General features: G+C 58.8%; 8 protein-coding genes. All 8 read right to left on the bottom strand.

The window, feature by feature from the left end; translation table 11 throughout:
* Window positions 1-64 precede the first annotated feature (64 nt).
* The 8 genes from LARV_RS11015 to LARV_RS10980 all read right to left on the bottom strand — a co-directional run bounded on the left by LARV_RS11015 (window position 65) and on the right by LARV_RS10980 (window position 16,112).
* A complete protein-coding gene (locus LARV_RS11015; protein ID WP_075073684.1) occupies window positions 65-3,364 on the bottom strand; it encodes an ATP-binding protein in 3,300 nt (1,099 codons plus the stop codon).
* Window positions 3,365-3,431: 67 nt separating this feature from the next.
* Window positions 3,432-4,745: a C69 family dipeptidase gene (locus tag LARV_RS11010; RefSeq protein ID WP_075073683.1), complete on the bottom strand. Its 1,314-nt coding sequence runs from the start codon at window positions 4,743-4,745 to the stop codon at window positions 3,432-3,434.
* A 30-nt stretch (window positions 4,746-4,775) separates the two neighbouring features.
* Window positions 4,776-5,462: a (d)CMP kinase gene (gene cmk / locus LARV_RS11005; protein ID WP_075073682.1), complete on the bottom strand. Its 687-nt coding sequence runs from the start codon at window positions 5,460-5,462 to the stop codon at window positions 4,776-4,778.
* A 5-nt stretch (window positions 5,463-5,467) separates the two neighbouring features.
* Window positions 5,468-6,178 (bottom strand): lysophospholipid acyltransferase family protein, encoded by a 711-nt coding sequence (locus LARV_RS11000; RefSeq protein WP_075073681.1) that lies wholly within the window; start codon window positions 6,176-6,178, stop codon window positions 5,468-5,470.
* Between the two features lie 7 nt (window positions 6,179-6,185).
* Window positions 6,186-7,892 (bottom strand): hypothetical protein, encoded by a 1,707-nt coding sequence (locus LARV_RS10995; protein WP_075073680.1) that lies wholly within the window; start codon window positions 7,890-7,892, stop codon window positions 6,186-6,188.
* A 13-nt stretch (window positions 7,893-7,905) separates the two neighbouring features.
* On the bottom strand, window positions 7,906-10,455 hold the full coding sequence (locus LARV_RS10990) for a DUF2298 domain-containing protein (RefSeq protein WP_075073679.1): 2,550 nt from the start codon (window positions 10,453-10,455) through the stop codon (window positions 7,906-7,908).
* A gap of 21 nt (window positions 10,456-10,476) precedes the next feature.
* Window positions 10,477-10,824 carry a DUF952 domain-containing protein gene (locus LARV_RS10985; protein ID WP_075073678.1) on the bottom strand — a complete coding sequence of 116 codons (348 nt, stop codon included), beginning with the start codon at window positions 10,822-10,824 and terminating at the stop codon, window positions 10,477-10,479.
* Window positions 10,821-16,112 carry a DUF2298 domain-containing protein gene (locus LARV_RS10980; protein ID WP_075073677.1) on the bottom strand — a complete coding sequence of 1,764 codons (5,292 nt, stop codon included), beginning with the start codon at window positions 16,110-16,112 and terminating at the stop codon, window positions 10,821-10,823. The genes LARV_RS10985 and LARV_RS10980 overlap by 4 nt, the downstream gene beginning before the upstream one ends.
* Window positions 16,113-16,115 lie beyond the last annotated feature (3 nt).

The following is a 16,115-nucleotide window of genomic DNA, read 5'->3' as shown; positions in this document are numbered from 1 at the left end:
AACACATTTCCCCATTCGTCAAGCATTAATTTTGTACTAAATTGCTTGATCGTATGCTCAAAATCTAGCCTTCCGGAAAGATATCGACCGGCTGCGGATCGGCTGGAATTTCAAAATAGAACGTACTCCCGCGGCCGAGCTGACTTTCCACCCACACCCGTCCCTTGTGACGTTCGGCGATCGATTTGACAATCGCCAGGCCCAGGCCGGTGCCGCGCTGCTGATAGGCTTCCCGCCGGCCGCTGCGGTAGAATTTTTCGAACAAACGCGGCAAATCCAGCGGCGCAATGCCAATGCCGTTATCCCGAACGGAGAAGACCACACTACGCGGGCGGCGGTCCAGATGCACTTCCACGTGCCCGTTGGATTGGGTGTATTTCACCGCGTTCTCGATAAGGTTGTAAAAAGCCTGCTGGATGAGCGCGGGGTCGGCGTTCACCACGATCGGTTGCAACTCCTGCGCATCCAGAACCAGCGAAATATTGTTTTGCGCCGCCTGGGGTTGCAGCGAAGTCATCACCTGATCCACGATCTCGTTCAACAGCACCTTCTCGGATCGCAGCCCAATTCCCGTCTCGATGCGTCCCAGGTCCAGCAGGTTGTTCACCAGACGGGTCATGTTCTCGACCCCGACCATGATCTTCTTGGTGTACCCCTGCTGCTGGTCATTGAGTTCACCCACCATTTGCAGCATGGCCGTGTATCCCTTCATCAGGGTCAACGGAGAACGCAGGTCATGACTGACCGTGGATACGAATTCCGATTTGATCGCGTCCAATTCCTTGAAATGGGTGATATCTTGCAGGATCACAATCCGTCCAACCCGGCGAGATTCGGCCAGCACCGGCGAAACGCTGGCGTGATAGACCTTGTTATTCGGCAGATTGACTTCCCGAGACTGGATGCGCTCGTCGAGCGGAGCCTTTACCAAGGCGAGCAGGTCCGGAATCGCAATGACCTCATCCATCGTCTTCCCGGCCGTGGCCGAATTGATCAGGCCCGCTGTTTGCAGCGCGGCCGGGTTGAGCAGCAGCAAACGGGATTGCTCGTCGAATACCAGCACCGGTTCAGGCGTGGACGAGAGGACGGCCTCCATGCGCTGCCGGCCAATTTCCGCCGATGCGTACAGACCGGAATTTGCCGCCGCGAGGGCGGATTGGGCGGTCAGTGTAGACAGGAAACGAATATCCTCCTCGGTGAACTGGCGGGGAGCATCATAACCGATCCATAAAGCCCCGTAGAACTGGCTTTCGTGATAAATGGGCATGCCCAGTAGCGCCGCCGGGACGGGTTGGCCAGGGTTGAGATTCAAGCGCCGCAGACGAGCCATGTTGGGCATCACCAGCATCTCCGCTTTCCGCACCTGCTCGGTGATCGGGAAATCGAGACCGCTGTACAATTCGGCAGCCGGTCCGGCGCTAAAGGCAATCGGGCGACCGTCTTCCTGATCGAGCGACACGGGTTGAACCAGCACCAGGCGCGCCACCGATACGCCGTCCCCGACCGCGGCCTTCAAGATCGGCTGAACTGCTTTTTCGATCTCCAGATTGGCGGCCACCCCCTGGCTCACTTCCAACAAGCGGTTCAACTCCTGCAGTCTGGCCTTCAAACTGAGGCGCATTCGCTCGAAGGCGCTGCTCAACTGGCCGACTTCATCGACGCCGTAGATTTTCAAAGGCGAGTTCAACTGCCCCTGCGAGATCAGGGTGGCCTGCTGAGCCAGCGAACGCATGGTTGTCGTCACCCTGCGCAGGCTGAAGCGCAGCAGCAAATAACCGATGATCGCGATCACCAGCAGGATCATGAGCAGGGGAATGGCAATACTCAGTGCCAGGCTTTGAACGCGTTCGCTGGGAAGGCTGACCACCACGGACCACGGCCGCCCGGTGGTCGGTTGTGAATAAACCATGCGCCGGGTGCCCATTTGGGAGGATTCTTCGAAGAAATCCGCGCTCTCCGGGACGCTTCCCAGGTACTGGCTCATGACCAGCGAAGAAGTCTCCAGCGTATCATACAGAATCAGGTGTTCGTCGTCTAAAATGGCGCCTTCGCCGCCCATGTCATTGATCTTTTTCAGGGCCTGGATGGCGGGCTGGGTGAAAGGATTTTCCTGAAGATTCGTCCACCCCATCAAGACGCCCAGAGGTTGTCCGGCGCTATCCTGCACAGCCGCGACGAACACTACCTGCGCCGACGTGTCCCCACCAACCGGATTGAGGGTGTAGCTTTGCACCAGCACACCCTGGGTGGCCAGATTGACGGCCACCTTTTCGCGTTCATTCAACCTATAGGCGATGTCATCCGGGGCTTGCGATAGCAGGTTGCCGTGCACGTCGTAAAGCCCGATTCGGTTGAAAAACGGCACCGAACGGAGTATTCGCGCCATCTCGTCGCCCTGGCTGGCAGCATCCAATTCCAACAATTCCGGACGGGCCTGGTTTAACAGAAGTCCCTGACCGCTTTCGAGGAAATATGGCAGACTATCAGCCGCCACCTGGGCTGTACTGGATAAACGTTCGCGGATCATCTCACGGGCGGCATTCCCGGCCACAATCCAATCGCTGAACATCAATGTCAGAATCAGCAGCAGGATCAAGGGGAACGTCCAGAAAAAAAAGCGCGTCTGCAGGCTGGTTTCGGAGGGAGAAGGGAACAGCGGGCCGGATCGCCCCCACATCTTGGGAATGATGAGATAGACGATCTCGGCGATGACACAGGCGACCAAAAGTTCCGTGATTCGCGCCAGGAGGACGATCCAGGAACCGGTCAGCGCATAATCCACCCGAACAGCCAGATCCCCATTGGTCGAGAAGAAAGACGCCAAAATGGAAATGGGGACGTACAGGAGTCCGACGATCACGGCTGCGCCAAGCGGATTGCGCAAGAAATGATAAAAGCTGGTGCGATAGCGTTGGCGCACGGCCAGGCTGAAAATCATGGCGAGAATGGCAAATTCGAGCGGTGTAAACGCAGTATGGGTTTCCCACACGGCCAACAATAACCCGCTGAATGCACCAAGGACGACGGCCGGCAGTACGCCATATAAACCGGCCGCCAACACCCATGGAACTGCCAGGAAAAACATCAACGCCGGCGTCGAAGATTCGACGGGCAGGTTCGGCACCGTCATGGACTCACTACCGGGTAAACGGATGCCAATGAATAAAGTAGTCAGCGGGACGGCGACCACAAGAATTGCCAGGACCCACCAACTGCGCTTCAATTTTTCGAAATTGGGTTCCCAAAAATGGCGGATGCCTATTGCCAATAGTATCAGAAGCGCAATCCAACCCAACCATCCGCTAAATCCATGCGGTGGGTCGATGTATGCAGCGTTCTGGATGAGGGTGACAATATTCTGCATGTGAAACCTGGGTGATCCCCCCTGGGACCATTATAACATTGGAAGGAATAGGTTGCACAAAGCATGCCTAACTGATTTGGATTTTCGCCTGGCGGTTGAAGTTCGCCCAGGCGATCCGGTAAAGCAGCGAGCCTGAATGGACGCGACTGGTCTTGACTTTTTCAAGCCATTCGAATTCTTTGTAAAAAGCCTGCTCGAAACATTGTTCCGAAAGAACGCGCCGATTGGTCTTGGGCTTGCTCTCAGCATTCAAGAACAACTCCTCCAACTGGTCGCGGTCCTGGCGGAAGAGCTCAAGGCGCCGCCAATAATCGCGCAGCACGGAACGATGTAGATTTTCATGCTGCCACCATAGGGAATCCGGACAATATCGCGCGGTCGGTTCGGGCCCCGTATCGGGTACACCTGCTGAGATCCACACCGGTTTGAAAACCGAAGTGCATGGGGCGGCCGTCGCCGTGACCCAGAAAGTCGGCTCCTGCCCGGCCGTCAGATGGGCGGCCAGCGAACCGGTCGTCTGGCTGTTTCGCACCGGGCCAAAGGCGGCGTGCATGCACACCTGTTGGTCGGTGATCGAGCCAGACGGGGTCCATGCCGCCCCGCCATGCGAGCGGAGCACGGCAAAGGCGTCCTTGATCGTCACGTGCGGAGCACTGGCGCGCAATCGATCGGTGGTACTCAGCCGGCGCTGCGCCTCTTTGCTCAACCGGGTATAAAGTGGTTCGGAATAGCACCTGGCGAAGTGAAAATCCTCGCGCCTTTTGCACCAACCCCGGTCAACGGCATAATGGATCAGGTCGGCTGAGGCCAGGTCCCAATGGTTACCGATCGAAATGCCATTCGAGATGGAACGCACATCCTTGACTCGTTCGGCAGCCCACTGCCGGCCGGCAGTTTCCAGCACCCAGGCCTCGTTCAGATCCGCGATCAAGAAACTGTTCTGGTAGAAGAATTTGTGGGTCAGCCCGCAATTGCCGCTTTGCCCGAATTGTTCCAGCAACCGGGTGATAACCAGCATGGCTTCCTGCGCGCTGGCGCTGCGCTCCAATGCCAGGCGCAGCAGGTCCATTCCGATCAATCCCGGGGCAGCCTCCTGCTCGACTCGGGTAAAAAGAGCTTCATTACCAATGGCGACGCCGTGCTCATTGGCGCCCATTTCGGCGCCCCACATCCAGAATGGCTTCGAGATTAAGATTGCATGAGTATGAGAGACTTGAGGAATTTCGATATAAGTGCACTGCAACCGGCTGCCGGCCGGATAATCCGCAGCCGGCAGGCTGACCACCGTTTGAGCCTCATTCACCTCGCGGTCTGAGTTCTTGCCAAAGATCACGCTCCCATCGGCGGTTGAATTTCCCAGTACAACGAAGCTATCGCACATCTCTCACCCTCCCCTCGAGCCTGCCTGCATTTATTCGTGTTGGATACGGATGATCTCCAGAATTCGATCGACGACCCCTTCCGCGCTAATTCCATCCGAGCAGATGCGAACGGCGTCCTCGGCGGCGCGCAAAGGAGCCACTTCACGCGTCGAATCGAATTTGTCCCTCTTCTTCATGGCGTCCAGGATCTTTTCATAATCCGCCGCTTCGCCGCGCTGGCGGAGTTCCTCGAACCGCCGCCGCGCGCGTTCCTCGGCGCTGGCATCCAGATAGATCTTCAATTCGGCCTCGGGCAGCACGACCGTGCCGATATCGCGACCGACCATGACCACCTGGCCGCGCTGGCCGACCCGGCGCTGCTGCTTCGTCATCGCGGTGCGCACGCCCCGATAAGCCGATACCTGGGAAACATTTGCGTCCACTTCCGGGCGGCGAATATTCCAGGTGATATCCAATCCATCCAGCAGCACATCCGCCTGACGGCCGTCCGCCCGCGTGGGAGGCTGCACGTCGATCTGCACCTGTTCGGCGAGACCGGTCACGCGGACTTCATCATCCACCGCATGCAAACGCTGCAAGGCTGCCCAGGTCACTGCGCGATACATAATGCCGGTATCGAAGAAAAGGTAGTTCAACCGGTTTGCCAGCAACACACCCACGGTCGATTTTCCCGAGGCGGCCGGCCCGTCAATGGCAATAATGGATGGAATAATCACGTCGATCAGGCTCCTTGCAAATTCTGAAATGGTTCGAAATATTCACCGCAGTAATCAGCCGGCAGCAACGCGGCAATATGCAGCATCATTCGGTCCGCGTATTGCCGCAGCGCTTCGCGTCGATCCTGTGAAACCATAGCCAATGCAGGCAGCCGGACCGGCATGCCGATTCGCATTTCCAGGCGAGGACGCGTAAAAGAAATGACTTGTTTCAAAAAATCGCCGGTGCTGCCAACGATACCCACCGGCAACCCCGGGACATCGGCCTTTTCGGCCAGGTAGGCCACGATCCATTTGGCGCGCCATGAGCCAGGCTGCCAGGCAAGCCGCCCCTCCGGCGACATGAGGAGTGCGAACCTGGACCGCAAGGCCTGCACCGCCTTCATCAAGGCCTCCCGGCAGACCTCGTCTCGATCCAACGGGATGCCGCCACACATTTGGGCCAGAATTTTCTTATCCGGCTCCCGCCACACCTCCACCGCCCCCAACGCTTCGCGTGCATCCGGCCCGAAAGGTAGAATAAAAGTCGGTTCGAAAATGGAAATGGGTTTACAGGCAATGATGTAGGCCCCGTCCGCGGGCACATTTTCCAGGCCGGTGATTTTCATCCGCGCAAACAATTGGTAGAGCATCCTGCCTACGGCGCGAACGATCCGCCGCCCGATGCGGTTGCCAATCGATACGCGGTACGTCTGCGAGGATTCCACGTTGCGCATCCCCCTCTCAGGGTGTGGTTTCAGCGGCCGACTCGCCGGGGAACAGGTCTGTCCGGGCCCACAAAATGATCTTCGAATTCGTATCCGGAGTCTCTCGGAAGACAAGCCATTGCATCCAATTCACTCCGTCCATCTGGCCCCAGGCAGGCCGCCGGGTCCAGACGAAATCCTGCCCGCGGTAGGTCGACACCTGCCCGGGCTGAATCTGATCGTTGGTGATGATCACATCCGGCGATTCCATCGAGGAGATGCTGTCGGAATATTGCACGTTGGCATCATCGCGCAACAGCCACTTCAGCGCCGGTGAGTCGATGCCCACCACGGCAATTTGAAGTTGATGGAACTGGCCGGTCTTGTGAGTGGAGAGATCGCGCAGGGTACTCTGGACCAGATCGGCATCCGCATTGTAGGCGCCGCTGCGCAACAGCTCCGCTTCAGGCCGCTTGCTGAGTCCAGACGCGTGGATGCTCATCGACAGCAGGATGATCAGCAACGCCGCCCCAAAGCCCCACTGCACACCCTCGCCGGCAGCGTCCCAGTTCCAGCCCCACCCCACCAGCAGGATGGACAACCCCAGCAGGACGACTGCGACCACGATTTTGATGATCTGAATTTCAGTCTGCGCCGACCAGCCCGCCGGGTGCAGAATGGCGACCGCGTTCAGGATGATGAAAAAAAGCAGCACAAAAACGACCAGAGCCGTCGCGGCTGTAAAGCGAATGTCGAAGATCGGTTTTCGCAACCAGCCGGCCGCCTGGCGGGCAGCCAACGCCCACAGGGGCAGCATGATCCAACCCGCAAAACTGATCTGGCGTCCCGGGCAGGCAAACCACAGCATAAGCGCGAGAATCAACCAGACGGACAGGAACTGATCCACGGCGTTCTTTCGCGTCCAACCCTGTACCGCCTGGATAATTCCCAATACAAGCGGGAAGGTTGCATAGCAAATCAACGCCATCGCCGCAGAGCGCAGGTCGAGCATGCCGGTTTGGGTCCACTGATGCAGGAAGTCGGGAATGCTTTGCAGGGCCATGCTCAACCCGAAGGGTGCGAAGAAGAAGAGGGTCCCGGCCGCAGCCAATGTGATCCCGGCGCTCAATAAAACGGTGTTTCGTTGAGTCTGCCAGGCGGAGGCGCCGGAGGTTTCCACCCGCGAATCGGACGCCAATCTTCGGAAATTAATCAAAAGCGCCGCGCCCAGGCTTAACCACCCGATCCATAAGGCTGGACCCCCAAGCAGCGCCAATCCCAGCGCCACACCCGCCCAGACGGGGCGCCTGTGGAGTAAAAAGCCAAGCCCGAAGAGGGTAAACGCGATCGCCCAGATGCCCCCGTCCGCCTGGCGTGAAATAGCCACCAGGGCCGGATCGATTGCCAACCCGAAGGCGGCAATCAACGCCGGCCAGCGTCCCAACTGCCGGCGGAACAGCAGCGGAGATAGCACCAACAGACTGCCGACCAGCGCGGGGATGAAACGCGCGGCGAAATTACTGACTCCAAAGAGGTAGGCCATCAAACCGCTAAAAAGCGTATACCCGGCCTGCGATCCGCTCGGAAGCACGCCGGACCTCAGCCAATCGAAGATCGGCAGCGCATTGCCGGCCTCCCAATCCGTCAGCGGAGCCGCGCCCAGCCGGATCAGGCGCAGCGCCAGGGCCAGACTCACCGCCAGGATCCACAATATTCGTTCGGTCTTCTCGCTATTCCACTTCATTGTCAATGCCACCTCATTGCCCCTGTTCCGCGGCCAGTTCCAGCGGAACTTCATAGATCACCGTATTCCCGGAACGGAACGCCACCTGCAGGTTGTTGTCGAATTTTGCCTGATTGACACGGTAGGCCGAACGCTCGAGGTCGCCAAGCACCACATACCGCACGTGGTACTGCGTCAGGATGACGCGCGCCTCGTTCCAATCGGTCGTGGTGTAGAGCCGCGACAGGTCGGGTTCGCGGGTGCCAATTTCCTGCGTACCGCCGCGCCACTGGTATTCATGGAACGGCCACCCCAGCACGTTCGGCAGCCCGCTCTGGGTGGCAATGCGCGCGTACGCGCTGTAACTGCCGCCGACCGCTTCAGCCACCACTCCGTAAGGGGCCTGTTTCAAATATTGTACAGCAGCATAATCATCCGGTGAGTTATTTTGAAAAGCCTGTGTACCATCCAGTGTCCATTGCGCGATGCGAAGCTGGCCGGTGGCCGTGTCGATCATGCCGGTCTTGGCCTGAAACATGGTGACCGGATAAATCAAGCCCGCCATGACGGCAACCATCCAGGCCGCCGAAGCTGCCCAGCGCCACCCGGACCGGATCTGGGTCAGGATGACGGCCGAACCAAAAGCAGCCGCCAGGCCCCATAACATCCAGGTCTGGAAGTAGAACTTGAAGATGGTGTTCATGCGATTACCGAAGGTATCGCGCAGGAAGACGAACTCGGGGACGAGCGCCAGGCCGGCGCCCATGAGAGTCAGCAGCAATACGAACCCGAGCGGTCTGGCGTCCGTCAAGCCGCCGTTTTCCACTGCCTCCTCATTCCGGACCCCGGATTTCGCCAGCAATGACCAGACCAGCACCACCAGGATCAGCAGCGTCAACCAGCAGCCCGGGGATTGTAGGCGCAACACCAGCGAACTCAGCACCAGCTCGCCCGGCGATGTGGCTCCCTGGCTGGTGAGGAATAGATTTCCGTATTCGATTAACTTCTGCCCCAACTGAGCGCCCAGGCCACCGGCGGCTGCCAGTTTTCCGCCGATGCGGATCGCATTCGCGAAAAGGATGCCGATCAGGTACGAAACCAGCCAGCCTCCGCCCACCACCAGCCCGCCGAATTTCAGGCCCGCGGTCCAGGGACCTTTTTCTCGAAGGGCCTCGAAGATCAACCACAGGAAGACCGGCACCAACAATGGCAGGAACATCACCCAGAAGTTTACGCCGGGGGTGAAAAAGGCCATGCTGGGCAGGAATCCGCCCGCCTGGGAAGAAAAACCAAAATAGAACGGCAGGTATAAGAGCACCCCGGCCAGTCCGAGCAGCAGGCTGAACCCCAGGAAGTCCCACACCCGCCCCCAGCGCCAACCTTTCTGCCGGGTGCGCACCAACCCGTAGACCAGACCGAAAAGAACCACGTAGATGGGAAAATCCCAGGTGTTCAGGAAGGCCAGCCCGCCCAAAACCAGCCCGGCCAGCCAGAAATCCAACCTATGAATCCATTCCTGCGGGTCGATGGACAGGAATTTGCGCTGCGCCGAGGAATAATAGAGATTCAGCGCCAACGCAATCGCCAGCAGGACGAACGGCATCGCCAGCACGTGCGGGTGCATGTCGCCCAGCAAATACGAGAAGAACGGGAACTCGTCGATGATCTCGATCGGTTCGCCGCTCAACTTAAAATCATTCAGCACCCGCGAACTGCGCCACCACACCCATCCGCCGCGGTTCGGCGTCCAGGAATAAGGTTGGGTGGGCGGTTGGTTCCATTCCTCGACCTTGAGCACATCCTGCCAGAAATACGAAGTCTGCGTACCGTCCGCGGCCGTCTGCCAGAAGACGCCGCGCGCGTGCAGCACCTCCATCAGACCGCCCAGGTTCGAGACCACCAGGATGAACATGGGCGCCAGCAGGGCCAGGCTGCGCAGCCCGGCCGTGATTTTCCGGTCGCGGTGCAGACCGGCCAGCAGGTTGAACATCACGCCGTACGCGCCCAGCGCGGTCAGCCCAAACCACATCGCCTGCCCGGCATTGAAGGCCACGTTTGCGCCCACGCCCGACAGCCGCGCCATGAAGGCCAGCATGACATAACCAAAGTAATAATAGGAAATGGCATAGCCCGAGAGCCAGGGGTCGGCCGGCGGGAAGGTCGGCGAGCGCAGGATGGAATTGATGAAGGCCAGCTCCATCGGCTTTTCGGTGTATTCGATGGCCGGATCGAACCCGCGCACGAAACCCCATGCCAGAAAGGTCAAAAGAAAGACCCCTTCGATGACCAGCAGCGTGTTCCGCTGCGCATTCAGCCATTCGCGAAGTTCGTTCCAACCTTTGCCAACCGCCAGAGCGCCCAACCCGGCCAGAAAGAAGACCGCCAGCAGGATTCCGCCCAGTGTGTTCGGAAGCACCTGCAGGGATGCCATCAACCAGAACAGATAGCTGGGGATGAGGAGTCCCAGGGCGCGCGAGAAGGAATAGCCGCGATCCGGCAGAAAGGGCAACAAACGGTAGGCCAGCGGGAACGCCAGCCACCCGATGATAGTAATAATGAGATACCAGAGCAGGAGTGTAACCATTTGGGAGATTTGACCTTAATTCTACTCTTGACGGCCGGAAAACGGATCGCTCGAACCCGGTTCGATCGGGAGTGCTTCAACCACAGCATCCAGATTGAGCGGGCCGTACAGGTGCGGGAACATCTGTCCGTCGGCTTCCTCATAGCGCAGTTCGGATTTCAGCCGCGCCACTTCGACGCACAACAGGGCCAATCCGCTTCGCCCGGCGTAGAATTTCGCCAGCGTGCGCGGAACCTGCCGCCGCGTCGAAAAATGAATGAATCCTTCACTGGAGAGGGAAGCCGCGCGGTAACTGCCCCGCTGTCTGGCCGCTTCCCAGTCTGCCAACGAAATGATATGGTAGATCACTGCATCGTTTGGAGAGGTCATTGGATCACCTGATAGATTGCTGTCTGGCCGTCGCGGTAGACTTCCTGCCACAGATCGCCCTTCCATTCCTCGAAACGCAGCAAACCCGTCTCACCGTACTTTGCCCGTTCCAACTGGCCCACGATGATGTACTGCACATTGTATTTCTTGAGGAATTTTTCGGCCTGTTCGCGGCTGTCGAGGGTATAGAACTGCTCGATTTCATTGACCCGGTTGGAAACCCACTCGCCGGGTAAAATGGCGCGCTGCTGGCGTTCATGCCAGTCCCACCCGACGACACCCGGCAAACCGGTGTAGATGGTGAAACGGTTGAACCAGCGGTAAAGGTCGAAACTGTTGGCCTCGACGATGACCGGCGAACCCTGGACATTGCGCTGCATCCACTGGATCGCCCGATAGTCCTCGCTGAGGTCCATATCCACCCCCGACTCGCTGTAATAAGATGACTTCATGTAAGCCATCCCATCCAGCGTGTGCGGCGCGGCTTCGCTCATGCGGTCCTTGATCTTGTCCATTCCGGCCAGGACCGGGTAGAGGGCAGCGCCGAACACCAGCAGAATCAAGCCAGTCTGCCAGAGGTTACGCCGCGTCCGCGGCCAATACGAGACTGCCGGCAGCAGCCAGAACAGCGCCGCGGCCGCGCTGATCGAGAGCATCGTCCAGGCCTGCAGGTAGAACTTGAAGACCGTATTCATGCGTTCCACGTCCCCGCGCAGCACGATGATTTCGACGGCCAGCGTCAGCATCAAGGCCGCGGCCACCAGCACGAGAACGAAGCGTTTTACATCCGGCTGTCCGGGTCTGAATATCAGAATTCCGGCCCAGATGGCCACCGGCAGTGTAAACCAGGCAATCTGGACATGGTCGATCAGCAAGTACCCGACAATGACCAGGATCAGCGCCAGACCAGAATAGATCCAATTTCGGTACGGGCGCAGCTTATTCAGCGAAGAAAGCGGCGTACTGGCCAACCAATTGCGCGTTTCCCAGGCCAGCCAGCCCAGGATCACGAACAGGAACAATCCCCAGTGGGTCATGTACGACCAGAAGGCCGACCGGTCGCCCTTCCACAAATCGACGGCGTTATACCCCTGCCCGTACCACTGCCCAAACGGCGCGTAGAACAGGAAAACCAGAACCGCCAGCAGGGCAGCCGCGCCAATCGCCAGCAACCCGCGCCGCGTCCAGACGGACAGGTTCGGGAAGAAGCGATCCGAAACTGCTCCATACCGGAAAGCCGTATACACGACGGCCAGAAGCGCCAATCCCAGGTAAGCGGGCAGATCCCAGGTGTTGGTCGGCCGCAGCGCGCCGATGACGACGCCGCCCAGCCCGAAGCACAGCGCGAAATTCAACCAGGCCGGCGTACCCTCCGGACGCCGCCATTGCCAGCGGCCCATCAGGATCGAAAGGCCCCACAACAGCGCCAGCAGCGTGATCGGCAGCGCCATCATATGAGCGTGCAGATCGGCATACAGGAAAGTGAAGAAGGGGAACTCGGTGATGACCCAACCCGGGTACACCCGGCTGGGAATCCAGTACCAATCCCCGGGATAGTAGGAGAACTGCGCGCCGCCGATCATCTTGCCCAATCCTTGCAGCGCCCAACCGATGCGCACGAACAGGTTTGCGGCCTGGTCCAGCGCAGTTGGATTGGCCAGCCTTTGCCAACCCTGCCAGATCATGCGCACGGTCCCCAGGTTGCCCAGCACCGCCATGCCCAGCGCCCCGGAGATTCCGGCCAGCAGCGGCGCGACATGCCGGCTCAACCAGCCTCCGTCTGGATCCTCTTCCACACCGGCCTGCCGCCAGGAAATCAGGTTCCAGACCAATGAGAAAGCGCCCAACGCGGTGAAGCTGAACAGGCTTGGCAGCACCAGGTTGTAAGCCACGGATGGGATGATACCGAGCCATTTCACCAGCATACCCACCACGACAAAGCCGTAATAGTAGTAGTTGATATATCCGCCCGCGTACCACGGATCATAGGGCGGGAAAGTACTGCTCTTCAATACGGCGTTGAAATACGAGAAATCCATGGGCTTTTCGCCGCCCTTGGATGGATGCCACAGATCGGGGTTGCCCAGCCGGATGAGCAGGAAGAAGGCAAAGAACGCCAGCGCAACCATCTCGACGGCCAGGTAGTACTTTCGATGTCTGCGGATTTCCTCGAACAGCGATTCCCGCTGCAGATAGGCCAGAACGCCATTCACCACCAACAACAGCACGACGACGCCGCTCAGCAGCAAACGCGTGACCGAAATACCCGCTGAACCGGCCAGCCAGCTCAGGAAAGCCAGCAACAACATACCGGTCAACTTACTGACCGGATAACCACGGTCCGGCAGGCCGCCCATTGCCAGCCGCACGGTCGGGTAGACCACCCAGCCCAACAGGGTAACCGCCAGATACCAGATCAGCATGGAAACCCAGGGTGAGCTGTTCACCAGTGAATCGGGGTTGAACAAATCCACCCAGGTGCCGCCGCTCTGCTGGCCTTCCAGGCGATCCGCCGGCAGTTCCAGCGTCCCCGGGGTCTTGCTGGCCTGCAGAGGCGTCAGGTGGACGACCCGGGTCAGGTCTACGCTTTCCAGAATTGCGTGCACCTTGCCCGAATCATAACCCGCCGTCTTCTTGAAGATCATCACCTTGGGATGGTCGTAAACGGTGAAAGCCTCTTCCGCGAATTGCGTATTGATCTTGAACGATCCGATGTTCGGGTCGGATTGGAAAACCTGTACCAGTTCGAAGCCCAACCCGCCCTGATAAGTGCCCGGTTGAGCCACGCGGTAACAGTATAAAATGTCCTGATCTTCCGGGCAGCCGATCAGGCTGCGGTAGTACTGCGTCGTCAGCGGATAGCGTTCCGGAATGCGCACCGTGGTGCCCCACTGGCGGTTGGAGGTGATGTAGATGTAATCCGCCTGATCCAGGATCGACTCGAAACGTTCCAGTTTATCCGGATTGTCGTCCCAGTACATCTCGAAATTCAAATCGCTGCGATAGATGCCCGTATCCAGGCTGAACGGATCGTAACCGTCCTTGCGCAACGGAATGGCGTCGTCCCAGGTTGATTCCAGAGCGTGCTTGCTGCCGTAAATCGCAATCTCCCCACTGCCGCTGGTCAGTGTCAACTGCAGGGAATACGTCCCCCCAGCCGTCAGATCAACCGGCGCGGCAAACTGGAAAGTTACCGGGTCGCCGCGCCGGTCGGCGGTTGTGCCAAACATCCCTTGAACATCCGCGGATGCCAGCGGCGCGCCGGCGTTATTCGGGTCGCCGATTTCAAGGTGCAGCGTTTTGACATCCGAAGAGCCGGACCAATCCAGCACGTGCGGCAGCGTGATCTGGGTCAGAGTGCCGCTCAGGGTGGCGGTAAACAAACTGGCGAATGGATTGCCGGCGTCGATCCGGTACACCGGATCGACCAGCGGTTGGATGAGCGTATCATTCGCTGTGACCAGTCTCAGGTTGATCTGACCATTCAGGTGGATGGACTGATCGATTTCTGGAACTGAAAGCGTAAGCTGATAGGTCTGCCCGGCTTCGATCTGGATGGACTGGTTGAACGGGGCGGTATAGTCTGTTTCAGTCGAAAAATCAGCGCTGATCGCCGCACTTCCCGGCGTTACAGTCGCATCATCGGGTCGTGAAACGGATATCGCGAGCGCCTTTTGAGCTACCAGGGATGGATCGGTGGAAAAATTCGGATCGCTCACCCGCCCCAATGAAATTTCACTCAACAGGCCGCTGTGTTCGGCCTTGAATACCAATGAAATTGGGGCGCCGTTCGAGACTGTGATTCCTGAGCGATAAGCGACCGGTTGGGTCGCGCTGCCCGCGGCGGTTTCGAGTTGCAGGTTGATCGGGCCGGGTACGTTGGCGTAGATCCAATCGCTGGCTGCCACGCGCGTCACCGGACGGGTGTAGATGCGTGTGAAGGCAAACGCCCAGGCAAAGGTCGCCAACAGGACCACCCCGGCTATGATAGCCGAACCGATTTTCAAAGCCCGCCCGCGTTTGAGCGAACCTTCTTCCAGGAAAGCCTTACCACGATCCCACAACGCCAGGATACCCCAGGCGGCAATCACCGCCAGGGAGGGGTAGATGGGCAACTGATAGCGCATGGTCGGGTTGCCCTGCATGGACTGCCAGAGAAAATAAGCGCCCGTCCAACCCCAGATCAACAGCAGGCGCTTCCATTCTCCTTTTAAAATACGCCAGCCCATGCCCAGGAAAGCGATCCAGGCAGTCAGGCCCAGCGGAATCCCCAGACCCCATTCGACCATGTTCTGCAAAGAGAACAAATGCGACCGGCGCGCCCACTGCAGCGCTGGCGGGAAATCCACATCGCCGCTGGTCTGAAGAGCCAGGTCTTTCAGGTTCTGGATCCATTTGTCGTTCAGCGCCAGGCCGAAGAAACCCGGTCCCTGGAAAGCATAGGGTTGAAAGATGCGGAAGGCCAGGAAAGCCACCACGCCGGCGATCACCAGGTCGCGCATCCCGAACAATTCCTGCTGGCCGCGTTCTTCCAGGGGAATGTTCAGAAGGCGAATAAACATGGCCGCCGGCAGCAGCAGGGCCATAGGAGCCGTGTTGATCTTGCAGGCCATGGCCAGGCCGATCGCCAGGCCGAACCAGAGGCTGTAGCCCAGGGTTTCGGGTTGTGGAATGCGCCGGTTCTCGTTCGGATCGTGGGATTTAAAAGGTTCCGTCACCAGGCAGATGGCGAAGTACAGAGCCAGGGTGGCGAAAGCGACCGCGAAAGAATCGGATACGAAAAAATGGGCCTGCTGGATTTGCATCACCGCAGCCGCCGAGAACGCTGCGCCCAGCACCCCGACTTTCTTATTGAACAGCCTCCGGCCGATCATATAAACCAGGAAAACAGTCAGCAGGTCGCAGGCCGTCGACAGGAGGCGGCCGACCAGGTTGATATCCTCCCAGCCCGGATTCTTGATGATGGCATCCACGACATAGCGTGTTGCAATGACCGGCAGCGTGCCGTAAACGTAGAAGGTATGCCCGCGGTTGTGCGGGTTCAGGCTCGAGTTGGCCGTGTCGAAATATTCACCGACGCTGTTGACGCGCGAAATGTCGGCTGTGACCCACACGAAGAAGCGCTCATCCGGATGCAGGAATTGTCCTCTTCCCCAATCGATACCGGTCAGGCGAAAATAAGCCCCCAGGATCATCACCAGTAAAAGCAACACATCCCAAAGATGGGATTCTTTTGGGCGTGCCGGAAGGGTCGAAGTCGGTTGTTCAGGGATTGTGCTATCGAACATGCG

Origin of the sequence: Longilinea arvoryzae, from assembly GCF_001050235.1 — a bacterium.
Classification (GTDB): domain Bacteria; phylum Chloroflexota; class Anaerolineae; order Anaerolineales; family Anaerolineaceae; genus Longilinea; species Longilinea arvoryzae.
Note: the sequence above shows the minus strand (reverse complement) of the source record. Positions and strands in the feature narration are given on the sequence as shown.

Bases quoted from the DNA above. Each gene is read 5' to 3' on its own strand.
- LARV_RS10990 (WP_075073679.1), bottom strand. From the start codon at position 10,455: ATGGTTACACTCCTGCTCTGGTATCTCATTATTACTATCATCGGGTGG.
- LARV_RS11010 (WP_075073683.1), bottom strand. From the start codon at position 4,745: ATGTGCGATAGCTTCGTTGTACTGGGAAATTCAACCGCCGATGGGAGC.
- LARV_RS10995 (WP_075073680.1), bottom strand. From the start codon at position 7,892: ATGAAGTGGAATAGCGAGAAGACCGAACGAATATTGTGGATCCTGGCG.
- LARV_RS11015 (WP_075073684.1), bottom strand. From the start codon at position 3,364: ATGCAGAATATTGTCACCCTCATCCAGAACGCTGCATACATCGACCCA.
- LARV_RS10980 (WP_075073677.1), bottom strand. From the start codon at position 16,112: ATGTTCGATAGCACAATCCCTGAACAACCGACTTCGACCCTTCCGGCA.
- LARV_RS10985 (WP_075073678.1), bottom strand. From the start codon at position 10,824: ATGACCTCTCCAAACGATGCAGTGATCTACCATATCATTTCGTTGGCA.
- LARV_RS11000 (WP_075073681.1), bottom strand. From the start codon at position 6,178: ATGCGCAACGTGGAATCCTCGCAGACGTACCGCGTATCGATTGGCAAC.